This is a genomic window from Marinobacterium jannaschii DSM 6295, assembly GCF_000620085.1.
Lineage (GTDB): Bacteria > Pseudomonadota > Gammaproteobacteria > Pseudomonadales > Balneatricaceae > Pontibacterium > Pontibacterium jannaschii.
Genome location: NZ_JHVJ01000003.1, coordinates 130,637 through 147,950 on the forward strand (window position 1 = coordinate 130,637; position 17,314 = coordinate 147,950).

Below are 17,314 nucleotides of genomic sequence, written 5' to 3' on the forward strand. Positions count from 1 at the left end.
CTCTTATTCTTGTTTTACGGTTGTCTATTAATCGTTAGCTATCAGTGACGCGGTGGCTGGATGCTGATACCGGCGTGGGTAAAGGGCACATCCTTGGAGATGTTCAGCCGGATCAGGATCGGGGTGATCGCCTCGATGCAGCGGGCGCTTTCGGCCAGACCGGCGTTGTAGGCTTTCACATCCAGTGACTGCAGCAGGCTGATCACCTTCTTCTTGGCGTCCAGCTGATTACCGCAGACCAGGATGTCGCAGTTGATCGGCTGCTCCAGGTTATTCAGGGTGGTGGCGGAGACGTTGTGTAGCGCGCCGACCACCGGAATCTCTTCACCCAGTAGTGCCTGGGCGGCTTCAGTGGCTGAGCCTTCCGGTGGCATCTCGACGGCCTTCGGGTTGCCCGGTGCCAGCGGTACCACGATGTCCACCAGTACTTTGTCGGTGAGGGCCGGTTTCAGCTGCTCCAGGGTGGCGTCGTGGGCGCTGTAGGGCACCGCCAGAATCACCAGCTCGTCGGCCTGTGCTGTGGCACCGAGGTTATCGCTGCCGCTGATAGTGGCGGCACCGTTATCCAGCTGCTGTTGTAGCTCGGCGGCGCTTTCAGCAGCGCGCTCGGCATCCCTTGAACCCAGTACCACCGGAATACCGGCCTGAGCGAAGCGCAGGGCAAGCCCTTTTCCCTGAGGGCCTGTGCCCCCGATAATTGCGACTGTCATCTGAATAGATCCTCTTTGTGGGGACGAAGCAGGTCGGCGGCCTGGCTCTGGCAGCGCTGCCAGTCCAGTCCGCGGAAAATAATCACCGGACATTTGCCGCTCTTACTCATCAGCAGTCCGGATGCAGCAGCCAGTTCATCGGCGAAGGCGGGTACGGTGACCTTAAGCTCATGGCCCCAGGCATCGTGGTCGCCTGCCATATCGATCTTGGCGGGTACGTTGGCCAGGCCGATGGCGACATTGACCAGCCCGAGACGCCAGGGACGGCCAAAGGTATCGCTGATGACCACGCCGAGCTGGCAGCGGCTGTCGTTTTCCAGTTGCTCACAGAGGCGGCGGGCGCTGATATCGGGGTTATCCGGCAGGGTAATCAGCTGGCCTTCCTCTTCGGCATTGGATTCATCGACGGCGGCGTTGGCGCAGATAAAGCCCAGATGGTGTTCGGCAATAATGGTGCCTTCTTCCTGATCGGGCCTTTTGCTGGCGCGGATCACCCGGCGCGACTGGCTCAGGATCACCTCAATCTTGCGTGGGTCCTTGCTGACCTCCTGTGCCAGTGCCAGAGCCTCATTGGAGGGAGTCACGTCGGCCATATTGATAATGGCGCCCTCGGCTTTGGAGATAATCTTGTGGGCCACCACCAGAATGTCGCCGTCCTCAAACTGCATACCGGCTGCGTTCATGGCTTTGCTGATTTCAGCGGCGACGTCGTCACCGGGGGCAAAGTCAGGCAGGCCGGGCAGGGCGATCACTTCCATACGATCAGCCATACGATCGGTCATTTGATCAGACATGGGCGGCTCCTCCCCGTGATGTTCTGGCTTTGTGGTGATCGAGGCCGGTGCTACGGTCGAGGTGGCGCATATCTTCCGGCAGGTCAATATCCTGGCTCAGGTCTTTCAGGCGCAGACGCTGGCAGGGCAGGCCGCGGGAGATCGCCTGCTGCTGGTGGGCGGCGGCGGAGTCTTCGCCATAGCAGAACGGGATCGCGTCCGGCGGGCAGCTGAGCAGGGCGTTGGTGCCGCCATCCTTGGCATCGGCGATCACCACGCCCTGATGCAGGCTGTCGTTTTCGCCCAGTTTATTGATCAGCCGGCTGACCTCGTCGACATTAAGCCGGGCGATATCCGCCGGGATTACCAGCTGGGCCTGATAGCCCTGACGCAGGCTCCAGGCAGTGGCGCGGTCGATGGCATTGCAGAGGCCATCGGCTTCCGGTTCCAGCAATACGCTGCAACCGTAGCGGTCGGCGATATTGCGGATACTGCGGGCATCGGTCACCACCAGCAGGTTGTAGTCGGCAAACAGGCGGCTGAAAAAAGCCAGGGTGTTCTCGAACATCTCCAGTGCCAGGGCGCTGCGTACCTCGTCGCTGAGGGCGGGACGCAGGCGTTGCTTGGCGGCGGTCGGGTCTTTCATCGGCACCACGATATTGATGCGGCTGGCGCTGTCGGTCGCGAAGCTGTGTCGCAGGTTAAAGCGATTCATGCGGGTCTCCTCAGCTGGCTTTGCAGGGCGAATTCGATGGTCTCTTGCAACAGCTGTTTCTTTTCCTCCTGACGGCTCATCAGGGTGTTGGTCACCGTGACAGCCAGCCCCTGCTGACTCAGTGTTTCCTGCCAGTGGCTGTCCTGCCGGTCGATCACCAGCGCATCAATCAGGCCCTGATAGAAGCTGGCGATGCCGCTAAGGTCGCTGCTCAGGCCGGTGCTGGCGAGCATCCGGTCGGCCGGGCCTTTAACCGTTTTGCCGCCGATCAGCGGTGAGATGGCAATGCGGTAGGCGGGGCTGTTTTGCAGCGCCTCGCGGATGCCGGGAATCGCCAGAATCGGCGCGATGCTGACCAGCGGATTGCTGGGTGCAAAAATAATCAGGTCGCTGTCGGCGATTGCCTGCAGTGCTTCCGGGGTGGCGCTGGCTCGCTCGGCACCGTCAAAGCGGATCGACTTCACCTCCGGCTGGCAACGCTGGCGGACAAAATATTCCTGAAAGCTGAGCCAGCCGTCCGGGGTTTCGATGCGGGTCTGTACCCGGTCATCGGTGGGCAGGGTGATCGGGATATCGACCCCCAGGCGCTCGGCGATCTCACGGGCGATCTCGCTCGGACGGCGGCCCAGTCGGCGTTGCTGGGTGCGGTAGATATGGGTGGCAATATCCATATCCCCCAGCTGCATCCAGCATTCATTGCCGAGGCGTTCCAGGCTGTTGAGTACCCGGCTGCTGTCGCCGCGCAGGCCCCAGCCGTTACCGCGGTCGATCAGATCGGCCAGTGAGTAGGTCAGGGTATCGATATCCGGCGACACCCAGAGGCCGTGAAACTCCTGATCGTCGGCGATATTGCCGATAATGTTGAGGTTCCAGCGGTACTGGCTGGCGGCGATCCCTTCTGCCGCCTTAGCGCCGCCGACGCCACCGGCCAGCAGGGTGATCTTTGGGTGGGCATGGCTCATGCGGCACCTCCTGCCACGACGATCTGCTGTGCCGGGGTGTAGAACGGGGCCGCGGGATGTGCTTCCGGTAACGGGTAGCGCTGGTGGCTGCCATAGAGGGTGCTGCGCTGGCTGGCCTCGAAACCGGCACGGTGGATCTGCTCGATCATATCCTGCGGCGTCACTTCCTGGCCGTGCTGGCCACCGGCGGCGCGGGAGATGCTCTCGTTCATCAGGGTGCCACCCAGGTCGTTGGCCCCGGCGCGCAGCATCTGGGCAGCCACATCCGGCCCCATCTTCACCCAGGAGGCCTGGATATTATCGATCTGGCCCTGCAGCACCAGCCGCGCGACGGCATGCATTTTGAAGTGCTCGTCGCGGGTCGGGCCGGGACGCACCTGGTCCGGGTTGTCGTTGTAGAGCGCGGTTTCGTAGTGGATAAAGCCCAATGGTACGAACTCGGTAAAGCCACCGGTTTCCTTCTGGATATCACGCAACAGGATCAGGTGCTCGGCCCAGTGACGGGGCTGGTCGACATGGCCATACATAATGGTGGAGGTGGTGCGCACGCCGACACTGTGGGCGGCCTTGACGATCCGCACCCACTCCTCGGTGGTGAGCTTGTTCTTGGTCAGCTGCTTACGGACCTCGGTATCGAGGATTTCGGCGGCGGTGCCCGGCATCGAACCCAGGCCAGCTGCCTTCAGGTCACGCAGGAAGGCTTGCGGGGTCATGCGGGCTTTCTTGCTGCCATACCAGATCTCGAACGGCGAGAAGGCGTGGATATGGATCTCCGGCACCCGCTGCTTAATGGCGATCAGCAGGTTGCGATAGTAGTCCTTGTCGATATCCGGGTGCAGGCCGCCCTGGACGCAGACCTCGGTGGCACCGCGGTTCCAGGCCTCTTCGGCACGGTCGGCGATCTCCTCGAAGGAGAGGAACTCGGCGCCCTGGTCTTCACGTTTTTTGGCGAAGTTACAGAAGCGGCAGCCCATATAGCAGACATTGGTAAAGTTGATATTGCGGGTGATGACGAAGCTGCCGTGGTCGCCGCAACGCTGCTGGCGTACCCGGTCGGCGGTCTGTAACAGGGCGCTGTATTCGGCACCGCGAGCGGCAAACAGGGTGATGGCGTCCTGATGGTTCAGCTCTTCGCCATCCAGTGCCCGGCACAGAATATCGGCGGTATCTGGATCGATCTGGCCCAACAGCTGTTCCAGCTGGGGGGCGGCGAGTGGGTGGTTGATACGGGTCAGGCTGTTCATGGCGGGGCTCCTGTTACTGACACTGCTGGGCGGCCAGCCCGTTGGCGGCGGCCATCTGCGGCAGACGGGAGGCGATATCCTGCGCCAGGTAGCGTCCGCTGTTCTGTTGATAGGCTGGGTAGACGGTGAGCCGTTCCTGCAGCTCGTAGCCCAGCCCGGCACAACCCTGACGCAGGCTGTCGATCTGCGGCCAGGCACGTTCCGGATTGATAAAGTCGCGGGTTAAGGGTGAGATGCCGCCCCAGTCGTTGATACCGGCAGAGACATAGCTGCCGTAGCGTTCTTCCAGATTCGGTGGCGCCTGCAGGCTGATCGATGGATCGAGGATCAGGCGCGCAACGGCCAGGGTGCGGCGCATATCGTCCAGGGTGGGCTCTGGTTGCCCGGCCATTGCTGTGCCGGGCTTGGCGCGGAAGTTCTGTACGATCACTTCCTGGATATGGCCGTACTGCTGGTGGATGGCGTTGATCGCCAGCAGGCTGTCGATCCGCTCCTCCCAGGTTTCACCGATCCCGATCAGGATGCCGGTGGTGAACGGGATATCCAGTTGTCCGGCGCGTTCCAGGGTGCGCAGGCGCTGTACTGGCACTTTGTCCGGACAGGCGTAGTGGGGGAGGCCCTTCTGCAGCAGACGGCGGCTGGTGTTCTCCAGCATCATCCCCATGCTGGCGGCCACCGGCTTGAGGCGGCGCAGCTCATCTTTGCTCAGGGTGCCGGCGTTAACGTGGGGTAGCAGGCTGGTCTGTTCCAGGGTCATCTGACAGACCTGCTCAAGATAGCCCACCATGCTGTTATGGCCCTGTGCCGCCAGCAGGTCCCGCGCCAGCTGGTAGCGCTGCTCGGGCTTCTCGCCGAGGCTGAACAGCGCTTCCTTGCAACCGCTCTGCTGGCCCTGCAACAGGGTGGTCATCACCTGTACCGGGGTCAGCAGCTCCGCTTCGCCCGATTCGGGTGTCTTGACGAAGGTGCAGTAGCCGCAGTCGTCACGGCACATATTGGTGAGGGGGATAAATACCTTGCGGGAGTAGGTGATGATCTCTCCCCAGTGGCGGTCCCGTAGCTGAGCGGCGGCATCGCACAGTGCCTGCAGGTCAGGTCCCTGTGTATTGCCGAAGCTGATCGCTTCCTGTCTGGTTATTGCGGCGCTTCTGGTCACTGTGCTGGCTCCCGATTTATTGTTGTTTGGAGTGGCTCAGATAAAAGTTTTACCATTTGGTCTAATTAGGATTAGCACGAGTTTTACCGTTTGGTAAATAAAAATCTTTGACGGTACAGCATCGGGCAGACGGGATCAGAAGGCGTGACTGAGCGCGGCAACGCGCAGGCGCTGTCGCAAATATGTCGCTTTGCAACTGGCTGTAAACCGACCGGCGATTATGCGATCAACCCCAGATATCATGCGGGTATAGGCTGTACGCCTGAGACCGGAAAAGGCCCGCTTGGGGTGTCGTGATTGGTTATGTTCGGGTCGGGATGTGCGGGGACGATTCAGAACTGAAAAAGCGCCCAAAAAAAATTTCGGACGCTTTCTGAAAATCTGACTTTTTAGTCAGCTCTGGCGGTAGAGTCGACCGGGATAAGCGATCTGATCAGTGCTCGGCACCGATACCGCGCAGTACAATCTGGGTCAGGAAGCTGGCGGCGGCGTCAAAGTCGGATTGCTCCAGCGCCGGTTTATTCAGCAGCAGCTGGATCTGGGGGGCGAAGTCGGCGTAAGTCTGGGTACCGGCCCAGATCACGAAGAACAGGTGTTCCGGATCGATCGGGTCGATCTTGCCGGCCTCGATCCAGCGTCGCACCAGTGCCGTGTCACGCTCGAACTGCGGTTGCAGGTGGCTGATCAGGTATTCCTTGAGTATCGGCGCACCGTTGATTACCTCATGGGCAAAGACGCGGGATGCGAAGGGGTAGTCGCGCGACAGCTCCAGCTTGCCGCGGATATAGGCGCTGATCATCTCCGCAGGTTCCGCGCTGCTGTCCTCGATAAAGCTCATCTTTTCCAGCCAGAGGTCGAGGATATTCTGCAGCACCCGGCGGTAGAGATTCTCCTTGGAGGAGAAGTAGTAAATCATGTTCTGCTTGGAGATACCGGCTGCCTCTGCAACCGAATCCATAGATGTGCCACTGAATCCCTTCTGGGCGAATACTTCTTCCGCCGCTCGCAGGATACGGGCTTCCTGCTGGATTCTTGCCGCCGATGGTTTGCGGGTGGTTTTTTCTGTCATGCGCTTCCGTTTTCGATCATGCCAAAGAGTGGTGCAGTGACTGCTGTCGCGACAGTTTTATTGTCGCTGGCAGGCCTGACCTGCGTTGCCGGGCGCGACTCTACCACAGGCTACCGGCAGAGTTTAGTCTAGCGTGCGGCTATCTGAGAACGGGTAAAAAATAATCAATTCAAGGTTTGACTTAATGGTAAAAACTGGCTTTACTGAGTTGCAAGTTTTACCAGCTGGTAAAGTTTCTTCTGATAAGAATCTTACCGGCTGGCGTTGCAGGCAGTTGGTTAGTTGCCGCTAAGTTCCGCTGCTGCAGCCTGATAACAAAAATAAGATTGGCCATAAGTAAGCCGTGTCTTCCCCCGATGTTTTCAAGGGCCGGACCGATGCATAGATCTCCCGACAGAGGAGGCGCATAGGGAAGGTACCGACGGAATCTCAAAAGAGTGAGGAGAAGTCATGTTGGATCTGAATGTAAATGGTGAGCGACTTTGGCAGAGCCTGATGGAAATGGCTCAGTTTGGCGCAACCGAAAAGGGCGGCTGTAACCGCCTGGCACTGACCGATAACGATAAGAAGGCGCGAGACCTTTTTGTCGCCTGGTGTGAAACCGCTGGCTGCACGGTCAGCGTTGATAAGATGGGTAATATCTTTGCCCGTCGTCCCGGAAAGAATAACGATCTGCCGGCCGTTGGCACCGGTAGCCACCTGGATACCCAGCCCACCGGTGGTAAGTTCGATGGTGTCTTCGGCGTACTGGCCGGCGTCGAAGTGCTGCGTACCCTGCACGAAAACAATATCGAAACCGAAACCGCACTGGAATTTTCTGTCTGGACCAATGAGGAAGGCTCGCGCTTCCAGCCTGCGATGCAGGGGTCCGGCGTCTATGTTGGCCGTTTCGACCTGGAAACCGAGTGGAACAAGACCGACGTTAATGGCATCCGCCTCAAGGACGAGCTGGAGCGGATCGGCTATCTTGGTGACGAGGAACCCGGCAGCCGCAATCTCGGCGCCTTCTTTGAGACCCATATCGAGCAGGGGCCGATCCTTGAGGATGAGGACAAGACCATCGGTATTGTCCGCCTGGGTCAGGGAATCCGCTGGTATAACATCACGGTTCGCGGGCAGGAGTCCCACTCCGGCACCACGCCGATGCACCTGCGCAAAGATAGCATGGTGGCCAGCGCCAAAGTGGTGACCGAGATCGAAGAGATCGCCCATCGCTTCGAGAACGGCCTGGGTACAGTTGGCTTTATGCAGGTCTATCCGAATTCCCGTAACACTATTCCCGGTGAGATCACCTTCAGCGCCGATCTGCGTAACCCCAATCCGCAGGTGCTGGAAGAGATGCACAACCAGCTGACCGGCTTCTGCGATAAATTGGCAGGCGAGCGCGGGCTGGAGATCGAGGTCGACCACTTCTGGTACTTTGCGCCGGTGGAGTTTAACGCCTCTGACGATGTGAAGGCCGCCACCGAGAAACTGGGTTATTCCCATATGGATATCTACGCCGGTGCCGGTCATGACGCCTGTTATATGGCGGATCTGGTACCCAGCGGGATGATCTTTACCCCCTGTGAAAATGGCATCAGCCATAACGAAATCGAGAACACCACGCCCGAACAGTGTGAAGCCGGTGCCAATGTACTGCTGCATACCATGTTGGAGGCCAGTGCCCGTATCGCCCGCGGCTGATACGGAAAACGCGAGCAGGGCGGTGTGCTGAAAGGCCCCCTGCAATTTCCTTGCTACAACAAAAACAAATATCTTTGAGGGATCGCATGTCTAGTAAATCAGTAAAAGTAGGTGAGTTTTACGAACTCGACGCTGGCGCCGACCTGGCGGACAGTGCCTATTACAACGAGGACCTGGCGCCGACCAAAGTGGCCGACCGCACCTGGAACAAGACCAATATTGCTGCCCTCTGGGTGGGGATGGCGATCTGTGTACCGACCTATACCCTGGGGGGCGTACTGACCGCGTACTTTGGCCTGTCGGTAGTGGAAGCGCTGATCACTATCCTGCTGGCAAACGTAGTGGTGTTGCTGCCACTGACCCTGAACGCCTTTCCCGGCACTAAGTACGGCGTGCCGTTTCCGGTGCTGCTGCGCTCGTCGTTCGGTGTTACCGGCTCTAATATTCCCTGCCTGATCCGTGGCCTGGTAGCCTGCGGCTGGTTTGGTATCCAGACCATGTTTGGTGGCCTGGCGATCCACCTGCTGTTCTCGGCACTGTCCGATAGCTGGGCCAGTCTGGGCTCGGTGGGTGAGGTGATTGGCTTCTTTATCTTCTGGGCGCTGAATATCTTTATCGTGATTCGCGGATCTGAATCGATCAAGTGGCTGGAAACCGTCGCTGCGCCGCTGTTGTTGGCGGTGGGTGTGGGCCTGATGGTCTGGGCCGGTGGCAAGGTATCGCTGACCGAGGAGCTGAGTGTCCCGGCTAATCGTCCCGAAGATGCCGGTTTCTTCGGCTACTTCTTCGCCGGCCTGACCGCAATGGTCGGCTTCTGGGCCACCCTGTCGCTGAATATCCCGGATTTCAGCCGCTTTGCCCGCTCCCAGAAGGATCAGGTGATCGGGCAGATTATCGGCCTGCCGCTGACGATGTTCTTCTTCGCCGCCCTGGGTGTGGTGCTGACAGCCGCCTCTGCAACGCTGGTGGGCGAAACTGTATCCGATCCGATCAGCCTGATCGGTAAGATCGACAGCCCGTTCTGGGTGATTACCTCGATGATCCTGATCATCATCGCCACCCTGTCCACCAACACCGCTGCTAACGTGGTCTCCCCGACCAACGACTTCCAGAACATCGCACCGAAGTACATCAACAACACCCGTGGCGTACTGCTCACCGGATTAGTGGGCATCCTGCTGATGGGCTGGGAGCTGCTGAAGAAGATGGGCTGGGTGGTCTCCGATGTCAGTGTCGAGAGCATGTACTCCAACTGGTTGCTGGGATATTCCAGCCTGCTGGGGCCGATCGCCGGCATCATGATTGTCGACTACTTCCTGATCAAACGTCAGAAGCTGGATCTGGTGGCGCTCTATGCCGAAAATAGCCAGTACGCCGGCTTTAATAAGGCGGGCTTTATCGCCTTCCTGGTACCGGTAGGGCTGACGGTGATATCGCTGACCTTCGATGTACTGGGCTGGTTCTATAACTACGGCTGGTTTACCGGTGCTATCTCCGGGGCGCTGCTCTATTACCTGATCGCTGCGCCGGGGGAGTCCGTGGCCAGTGCTGATGAAGCTGGCCTCGCCACACGATAACAACCTTAATCATTTCAATATCCCGCCACCCGGCTGCTCTGTGCAGCAGCCGGCGGGCACTTTATGTCTGCGCTTCAGGCAGAGAGAAGGAGAGTCCTATGTCCCTATTGATCCGTGGTGGCACCGTGGTCACCCATGAACAGAGTTTCCGTGCCGATGTTTACTGTGTCGATGGCAAGATTGCCGCCATTGGCGAAAACCTGGATGTCCCGGCTGATGCCGAAGTGGTCGACGCCGGCGGCCAGCTGCTAATGCCGGGCGGTATCGACCCCCACACCCATATGCAGCTGCCGTTTATGGGCACGGTCGCCAAGGATGACTTTGAATCCGGCACCGCGGCCGGTCTGGCCGGTGGCACCACCTCGATTATCGACTTTGTGATTCCTGCGCCGCAGCAGTCGTTGCTGGAGGCTTACCACCAGTGGCGCGGCTGGGCCGAAAAATCGGTAGCCGATTACAGTTTCCATGTCGCGATCACCTGGTGGGATGACAGCGTGCGTGAGGAGATGGGTGAGCTGGTCAGCAAATACGGCGTCAACAGCTTCAAGCACTTTATGGCCTATAAGAACGCCATTATGGCCACCGACGATATCCTGGTGGAGAGTTTCTCCCGCTGTCTGGAACTGGGGGCGATCCCGACAGTGCATGCCGAGAATGGCGAGCTGGTCTATCACCTGCAGCAGCAGATCCTGGCCAAGGGGATTACCGGGCCTGAGGGGCATCCACAGTCACGCCCGCCGGTGGTGGAAGGTGAGGCATCGAACCGTGCCATCAGCATCGCCAACACCCTGGGTGCACCGATCTATCTGGTGCATGTCTCGGCTGAAGAATCGGTGGATGCGATCCGCTACGCCCAGAATAACGGCCAGCATGTGTTTGGCGAGTGTCTGGCAGGCCATCTGGTGCTGGATGACAGTGTCTATCAGGACTCAGACTGGGGCCGCGCCGCAGCCCATGTGATGAGCCCGCCGTTCCGCCCTAAAGGCCATCAGGATGCACTCTGGAAAGGGCTGCAGGCCGGTACCCTGCACACTACCGCTACCGACCACTGTGCCTTCTGTTCCGAGCAGAAAGCGGCCGGTAAGGATGACTTTACCAAGATTCCTAATGGTACTGCCGGTGTCGAAGAGCGTCTCAGCGTACTGTGGCAGAAAGGGGTCAATAGCGGCAAGCTGACGCCAAACGAATTTGTCGCCATCACCTCTACTAACACCGCCAAGATCTTTAATGTGTTCCCGCAGAAGGGCGCGATCGCGGTGGGTTCTGATGCCGACCTGGTGGTATGGGACCCGGCGGGTACCAAGACCCTTTCCGCCGATACCCATATGTCCAATATCGACTTCAATATCTTTGAAGGAATGCAGGTGACCGGTATTCCGACCACCACGGTCGCCAACGGTAAAGTCGCCTGGCAGGAGGGCGAGCTGAAAGCCAAAGCCGGTGACGGCCAGTACTTCAACCGTCCCGCCTACGCCAGCTACTACGATGCGCTTAAAAAGCGTAATGAACTGGCAGCGCCTGCCGCCGTTAAGCGCGGCTAGCCCCACAGCTGTCTCTGTTCAGCCGCCTGCTTCCGGGCGGCTGATTCGTTTTATGGGTAATGCCAGAGCGTTGGCGCAAAAAAAGCCCGAATTATACTGCTATGCTTTATCGGACATTCCCCCGGACTTTTCGAGCCGGTGTAATCCGCCCATCTCAGACCTGAAGCGGCTGGCTAGCGGCCGCCAATGGCAGGATATTTGAAAGGGAGGGCCGGGGCAGGTTATATACTGCTTCCGCATCGGGGGTGTTAAGGGACCAGGCCACAGGATGGAGGCTTATGATAAGGCAGTCTGATTGCGTCATCTTTCTTCTGATTTTCCCGTTTAGCTTCGCTGTAGCGGCTGGTGCCGCGATGCTGACCCACTCAGCAGCGCCGCCGTGGCGGTCTACACAATCTGATCCGGGCGCGAGCCTCATCTCCCTGATCCCCGCTTCCTCTATGAAAGATACAACAGGTCTGAAAGATACAGCAGGCCAGCGGTCTGAGCCGGAGAGTGTCGACTATATCCTGATCGCTATATTTCGGCGCAGGGGGGGCCAGCTTATAAATAGGGATGTGCTATGAAGTTCAGGGGTAGTATCCGCAGCTATTTTATCCAGCTGATGATCGCAGTACTTGTTGTTACCGCCCTGATCTGGTCGGTAAGTACCTATATCGTGACGAACTATCGGGGTATTTCTCAGCACTTTGTCGAAGATGATGTCGTGTTTCTGGAGCAGTTATCGGACTATTCGTTACAGATTACCCGTGCTCATGCCGCGACACTTCGCATCATCCGGGAAGGAAAAGGCTCAGCCGGTGCCCGTTATGACCAGGCAAAAATTCATCTCGACAATATCGGGAAAGTGATCGAATCGATCGAAACCTCTGGTAGCGGCTCGGTTATTGACGGTGAGGAGGAAGAGGGCAATGCGATTGATTCGCGCCGGCTGGTGCCGAATCTCACGGTTTATCTAACCCGTCTGGTCGATGCGGTTGAAAATATGACGCTGAAGCCAGAAGCGGTGGAGCCCTACCTCAGAGAAGCGGCCGCCGCCTACCTGACTTTCCAGACGGAGATCTCCCAGCTGATTGTCGAAGTCGGACTTGAAGTGGAGCAGGAATACCACGAGGAGCTGGACCTGGCCGATGCGTTGTCCTTTTGGCTGACTGCGATCTCTGCACTGGCACTGACTGCCGTGTTGATGGTGGCCATGTTCAGGGCCAATCGGCTGACCCGGGATCTGGAAGTCATCAGGCAGGTCTTGCTGCAGTTAGGGGACGGTAAGCTGGATGTCGCTATCCCGGAACGTTTCCAGCAGAAAGAGTTGCAGCAGATGTCGGCTGCACTGCACTTCTTTAAAGAGACACGGTACCGTCTCAGCAGCACCATGCAAGCCCTCGAAGAGTCGAAACAGGAGCTGGAATCGCGGGTTAATCAGCGCACAGAAGAGCTGACCGCAGAGGTTAACCTGCACAAGCAGGCCCAGCAACGGCTGAAGCTGGCGGCGGAAGTGATGCGTTCGACCAGTGAAGCGGTGGTGATTACCAATACCTGTAATCGTATCGTCGACGTGAACGAAGCCTACTGCTCCATTACCGGCTACAGTCGCGATGAGGTGATTGGTCGTAATCCCTCCGTAGCCCGATCGGGCATTCATGACGATGACTTTTATCGGGAGATGTGGCGTTGTCTGAAAAACGACGGTCACTGGATGGGTGAGATCTGGGATCGGCGCAAGAGTGGAGAGGTCTATCCGAAGTGGCTGGCGATTAATGTCGTCGTTGACGATGAAGGTGAGGTGACCCATCACGTGGGTGTCTTTACTGATATCAGTGAGTTGAAAAGTAAGGAGGAACAGCTGCGCCGGCTGGCCCACTATGATCCGCTGACCGGATTACCCAATCGCGTGTTGTGTAAAGAGCGAGTAGAACAGCAACTGATCCGCGCAAGACGCTCAGGCAACAAGCTGGCATTGCTGTTTATCGATCTGGACCGTTTTAAGCATATCAATGACTCCCTGGGGCATGCTGCCGGCGACGAGCTGTTGGTAACCATTGCACGCCGTCTGGAAGAGAACCTGCGCCAGAGTGATACGGTTTCCCGGCGGCAGGAGAGTAGCTACACCGTCGCCAGGCTGGGGGGCGATGAATTTATTGTCGCGCTCAGCGATCTGAATGATATTAAGTATATCGGCGAAATCGTCGAGCGACTGCAACGCGCTATCCAGTTGCCACTTAGCCTGTGCAACAAACAGGTGACGGTCGATTCCAGTATCGGAATCGCGATCTACCCGGAAGATGGTCTCGATTACGATGAGCTGACACGGCGTGCAGATACGGCAATGTATCGGGCCAAAGATTCGGGGCGTAACCAGTTTGTGTTCTTTATCGAGGATATGAACCGGCAGGCCCATGACCGGCTGGCACTGGAGATCGAACTGCGTGATGCCCTGGCTAAGGACCAGCTGGAACTGCACTACCAGCCCAAGATATGTACCTCCACCGGAAAGATGACAGGAATGGAGGCGCTGGTACGCTGGCAGCACCCGGAGCGGGGAATGGTCGCACCTCTGGATTTTATCCAGGTGGCCGAGGATATCGGACTGATTGTACCGATGGGAGCCTGGGTGATGCAGACCGCCGCGGAATTCTGTCTGCAACTGAACCAGGGCCGGTCACAGCCATTGCAGATGGCCGTCAATATATCGCCACGCCAGTTCCTGGATAAAGGGCTGGTGGGCAAAGTGGCGGAAACCCTGAAGCAAACCGGCCTGCCAGCCAATCTGCTGGAGCTGGAGATTACCGAAAGTGTGGTCGTGGAAGATATCGAGGACACTATCCTGAAGATCGCTGAGATCCGGGCACTGGGCGTTAAGATAGCACTGGATGATTTTGGTACCGGCTACTCCTCCCTCAGTTACCTGCGTCGGCTGCCCATCGACACCCTGAAGATAGACCGTAGTTTTATCGTGCCACTGGACAGTGTCAGTGCCGAGCGGGAAAAGCCAATTGTTGAAGCAATTATCCGTATGGGTCAGCAGTTGCAGATGAAAGTGGTGGCAGAAGGCGTGGAGACGGCTAAACAGCAGGAGATCCTATGTAATCTGGGCTGTGACCTGCTGCAGGGTTACTACTTCAGCCCACCGCTGTCTGCCGCTGAAATGAAGGAAAAACTGCAACACAATACAGCCGGACAACCGGCCGAACAGGTTGGCTGAGAGAGCCAGCCTGTCAGGCCGAAGGGCCTGAAACAGGTCTATCCTGAAAGGACGACATTTGTTGTATGCGGGCAAGCCGCATTCTGAGACCAGGACAACAGACAAGCGGGTATTGCACCATGGGCAGCATGAGCGTTCAGGAGGCGATACAGGGAGGTGTGCCAGATTCTGCAGTGGTAGAGCAGATCCTTCAGGGAGACACCTATCTGTTTGAAGTGATCATGCGGCGCTATAACCAGCGCCTGTTCCGGGTGGCCATGTCGGTGCTGGATGATCAGGATGAAGCGATCGATGTGGTACAGGACGCCTATGTCCGCGCTTACGAGCATCTGGGCCAGTTTGAAGGCCGGGCCCGCTTCTCTACCTGGCTGACCAAGATCGCTGTCTACGAAGCCAAGACCCGTGCCCGGCGGCTGCGGCGCTGGATACCGGGTGATATCGACAGCCTCGATGCCGCCGAGCCGATCTTTAACTCCATGCTCGGCAATGAGCCGGCTAATAACACCCATCATCTGGAGCTGCGCGCGTTGCTGATCAAGGTTGTCAGTGAACTGCCGACCGAATACCGCATGGTACTGATTCTGCGTGATGTGGAGGGACTGGATACGGCAGAAACCGCTGAGTGCCTCGACCTGACCGAAGAGAATGTCAAAATCCGGCTGTTTCGTGCGCACAGTAAACTGCGCCAGTTTATCCAACTTGATGCCCGTGTGGTGCTGGATGAATTTCTTGGCTTTGGCGGCGCGCAGTGCGATGGCCTGGTGATGGCCGTAATGCCGGTGATTGAGGTCGGTACCTCCGACAGCCCACTCGACCGGCTGCTGAACTGGTTTAGTGCGTTAAAAAACTCACTCTTTGTCGGAAAGCGTTGACTTCTTTTCAGCTAAAAACTGTAACCGAACCGGACGTCGTGACTCTGTTAGGGGGATCTCTTTAACAGAGGAACGAACCGTGAAACTTCATCCTGAACCCGGACGTAAGTCGCTATCGCGTTGTATCCGGGATTACCTGATACCGAGTTACTTGACCGTGCTACCGGTGGCACTGGCCGTGGCACTGACCGTGGGCTACGCATCGGCTGACTCCGATGAGCACCACAACCACCACCACGATCATCATGGACACCATGACAGCCACAATGACCGCATCAGCCTGAAAGAGGGCAAGTCGATCTTCCGTTACGATACCTTTGGCAGTGAAGCTTTCTTCAGTGATGCCCTGATGCTGCATGAACCGCTGAACAGTGTCAGTCCTGAAACCGCTCTGGCAGTCGGCCTGAAGGTGGATATTAAAAAACTCCCGCAGGAGGTTATCGATGCACTGAAGGCGGGAGAGGTGGATCTGAGTGATCCTGCTGTCACCCGTTTATTGCTTGAGCTGGATGCTGTGGTGGGAATCCGGGCCAAGGTGGAAGGGGAACAGATCACCCGGGTCGGTATTACCTGCGCGCTCTGTCACAGTGAGGTAGATGACGCCCTCACTGAAGGTATTGGCTACCGGCTGGATGGCTGGGCCAACCGTGACCTGAATGTCGGTACTATTATCGGCCTGTCGCCCAACCTGCAGGCGATCGCCGACCTGCTGGGGGTTGATGTCGCTACCGTAGAAACTGTACTGGCGTCCTGGGGGCCGGGTAAATTCGATGCCCACCTCAATCTTGATGGCAAGGGCCTGCGGCCGGATGGAAAAACCGGTGCCGTACTGATTCCACCTGCCTTCGGACTGGCGGGGGTCAACCTCGCAACCTATACCGGCTGGGGCACCGTCAGCTACTGGAACGCCTTCGTTGCCAACCTGGAGATGGGTGGCTTAGGCACCTTCTTCGATCCGCGACTGGATGATGCGGTGAAATTCCCCATCGCCGCTGCCAACGGCTTCTTCGACGTTCGTAACGATCCCGACCTGATCACTAAAAAGCTCCCGGCTCTGCACCACTACCAGCTGTCGCTGGAAGCGCCACGGCCATCGCGCTGGAGCTACAACCGCTGGGCCGCGCGACGCGGACAGAAACTGTTTAATGGCCGCGCGGAATGCTCCACCTGTCATGTGCCACCGCTGTTTACTGAGCCTGGCTATAACCTGCATACCCCGGAAGAGATCGGTATAGATAATTTCCAGGCGATGCGTTCACCCACCGAGAAGTACCGTACCACACCCCTGAAAGGCCTCTGGACCCATACCAAGGGTGGCTTCTACCACGATGGCCGCTTCGCGAAACTGATCGACGTGGTTGATCACTATAACAACCACTTCTCACTCAACCTCAATGACCGGGAAAAATACTATATCGTCGAATACCTGAAATCGCTCTGAAGGTGATGGCCTGCTCCTGTGAGAGTGCTATATCGCTTTCAAGGGAGCGAGGCCTGTCAGCTGATCGATGCTACCTGTTGATGCAAATTATCAATATCGTTTGTCGACAATTATATGTCGCTATTGAGAATGCTACTCGATTCTAGCTCGTTGACTGTAGATGATACTTAGTCGAGTTGTTTGTTTTTTGTGCGATTTAGCTGCAAGTATTAGGTTTATTGCTACGAATCGGGTGAAATTTATACCTTTGTTGTAGATATATTAGTGAGTGGGTTCATTAGAATCTTTCGCTCTCGAATGGTTGATTGTTGACAATGTTGTTTCGAGAAATTGCCGCCCATACCTCCTGGTATCGGGCGGTGTCTT

The 17,314-nt window shown here is 57.6% G+C and carries 13 protein-coding genes; 6 read left to right on the top strand and 7 right to left on the bottom strand.

Features of this window, described 5'->3' with window-relative positions; all coding sequences use genetic code 11:
* Positions 1-41: 41 nt before the first annotated feature.
* The 7 genes from npdG to Q354_RS0100610 form a co-directional block, all read right to left on the bottom strand.
* Positions 42-710: an NADPH-dependent F420 reductase gene (gene npdG, locus Q354_RS0100580; protein ID WP_027855910.1), complete on the bottom strand. Its 669-nt coding sequence runs from the start codon at positions 708-710 to the stop codon at positions 42-44.
* Positions 707-1,504, bottom strand: a complete 798-nt coding sequence (cofE, locus tag Q354_RS0100585) for a coenzyme F420-0:L-glutamate ligase (protein ID WP_245600958.1) — start codon at positions 1,502-1,504, stop codon at positions 707-709. Before cofE ends, npdG begins: the two co-directional genes overlap by 4 nt.
* A complete protein-coding gene (gene cofC, locus Q354_RS0100590) occupies positions 1,497-2,198 on the bottom strand; it encodes a 2-phospho-L-lactate guanylyltransferase (protein ID WP_051559774.1) in 702 nt (233 codons plus the stop codon). The genes cofE and cofC overlap by 8 nt, the downstream gene beginning before the upstream one ends.
* Positions 2,195-3,160, bottom strand: coding sequence for a 2-phospho-L-lactate transferase (cofD, locus tag Q354_RS0100595; protein ID WP_027855913.1), 966 nt, complete (start codon positions 3,158-3,160; stop codon positions 2,195-2,197). Before cofD ends, cofC begins: the two co-directional genes overlap by 4 nt.
* Positions 3,157-4,404 (bottom strand): 5-amino-6-(D-ribitylamino)uracil--L-tyrosine 4-hydroxyphenyl transferase CofH, encoded by a 1,248-nt coding sequence (gene cofH, locus Q354_RS24105; RefSeq protein WP_084332416.1) that lies wholly within the window; start codon positions 4,402-4,404, stop codon positions 3,157-3,159. The genes cofD and cofH overlap by 4 nt, the downstream gene beginning before the upstream one ends.
* A gap of 13 nt (positions 4,405-4,417) precedes the next feature.
* Positions 4,418-5,560 carry a 7,8-didemethyl-8-hydroxy-5-deazariboflavin synthase CofG gene (cofG, locus tag Q354_RS0100605; protein WP_245600959.1) on the bottom strand — a complete coding sequence of 381 codons (1,143 nt, stop codon included), beginning with the start codon at positions 5,558-5,560 and terminating at the stop codon, positions 4,418-4,420.
* Between the two features lie 433 nt (positions 5,561-5,993).
* Positions 5,994-6,629, bottom strand: coding sequence for a TetR family transcriptional regulator C-terminal domain-containing protein (locus Q354_RS0100610; RefSeq protein WP_027855915.1), 636 nt, complete (start codon positions 6,627-6,629; stop codon positions 5,994-5,996).
* Between the two features lie 450 nt (positions 6,630-7,079).
* Between Q354_RS0100610 and Q354_RS0100615 the strand changes: the two genes are divergently transcribed.
* The 6 genes from Q354_RS0100615 (at position 7,080) to Q354_RS0100645 (ending at position 16,948) form a co-directional block, all read left to right on the top strand.
* Complete coding sequence (locus Q354_RS0100615) at positions 7,080-8,315, top strand: Zn-dependent hydrolase (RefSeq protein ID WP_027855916.1); 1,236 nt, start codon at positions 7,080-7,082, stop codon at positions 8,313-8,315.
* 86 nt (positions 8,316-8,401) lie between these two features.
* On the top strand, positions 8,402-9,892 hold the full coding sequence (locus Q354_RS24110; protein WP_036228138.1) for an NCS1 family nucleobase:cation symporter-1: 1,491 nt from the start codon (positions 8,402-8,404) through the stop codon (positions 9,890-9,892).
* A gap of 98 nt (positions 9,893-9,990) precedes the next feature.
* Positions 9,991-11,433, top strand: coding sequence for a dihydropyrimidinase (hydA, locus tag Q354_RS0100625; protein ID WP_027855917.1), 1,443 nt, complete (start codon positions 9,991-9,993; stop codon positions 11,431-11,433).
* Positions 11,434-11,995: 562 nt separating this feature from the next.
* Complete coding sequence (locus Q354_RS24115) at positions 11,996-14,635, top strand: EAL domain-containing protein (protein ID WP_051559775.1); 2,640 nt, start codon at positions 11,996-11,998, stop codon at positions 14,633-14,635.
* 119 nt (positions 14,636-14,754) lie between these two features.
* The gene (locus Q354_RS24120) at positions 14,755-15,507 is read left to right on the top strand and encodes an RNA polymerase sigma factor (RefSeq protein WP_051559776.1); all 753 of its coding nucleotides are present in this window, start codon (positions 14,755-14,757) and stop codon (positions 15,505-15,507) included.
* A 79-nt stretch (positions 15,508-15,586) separates the two neighbouring features.
* Positions 15,587-16,948, top strand: coding sequence for a hypothetical protein (locus Q354_RS0100645; RefSeq protein ID WP_051559777.1), 1,362 nt, complete (start codon positions 15,587-15,589; stop codon positions 16,946-16,948).
* The last annotated feature ends 366 nt before the right edge of the window (positions 16,949-17,314 follow it).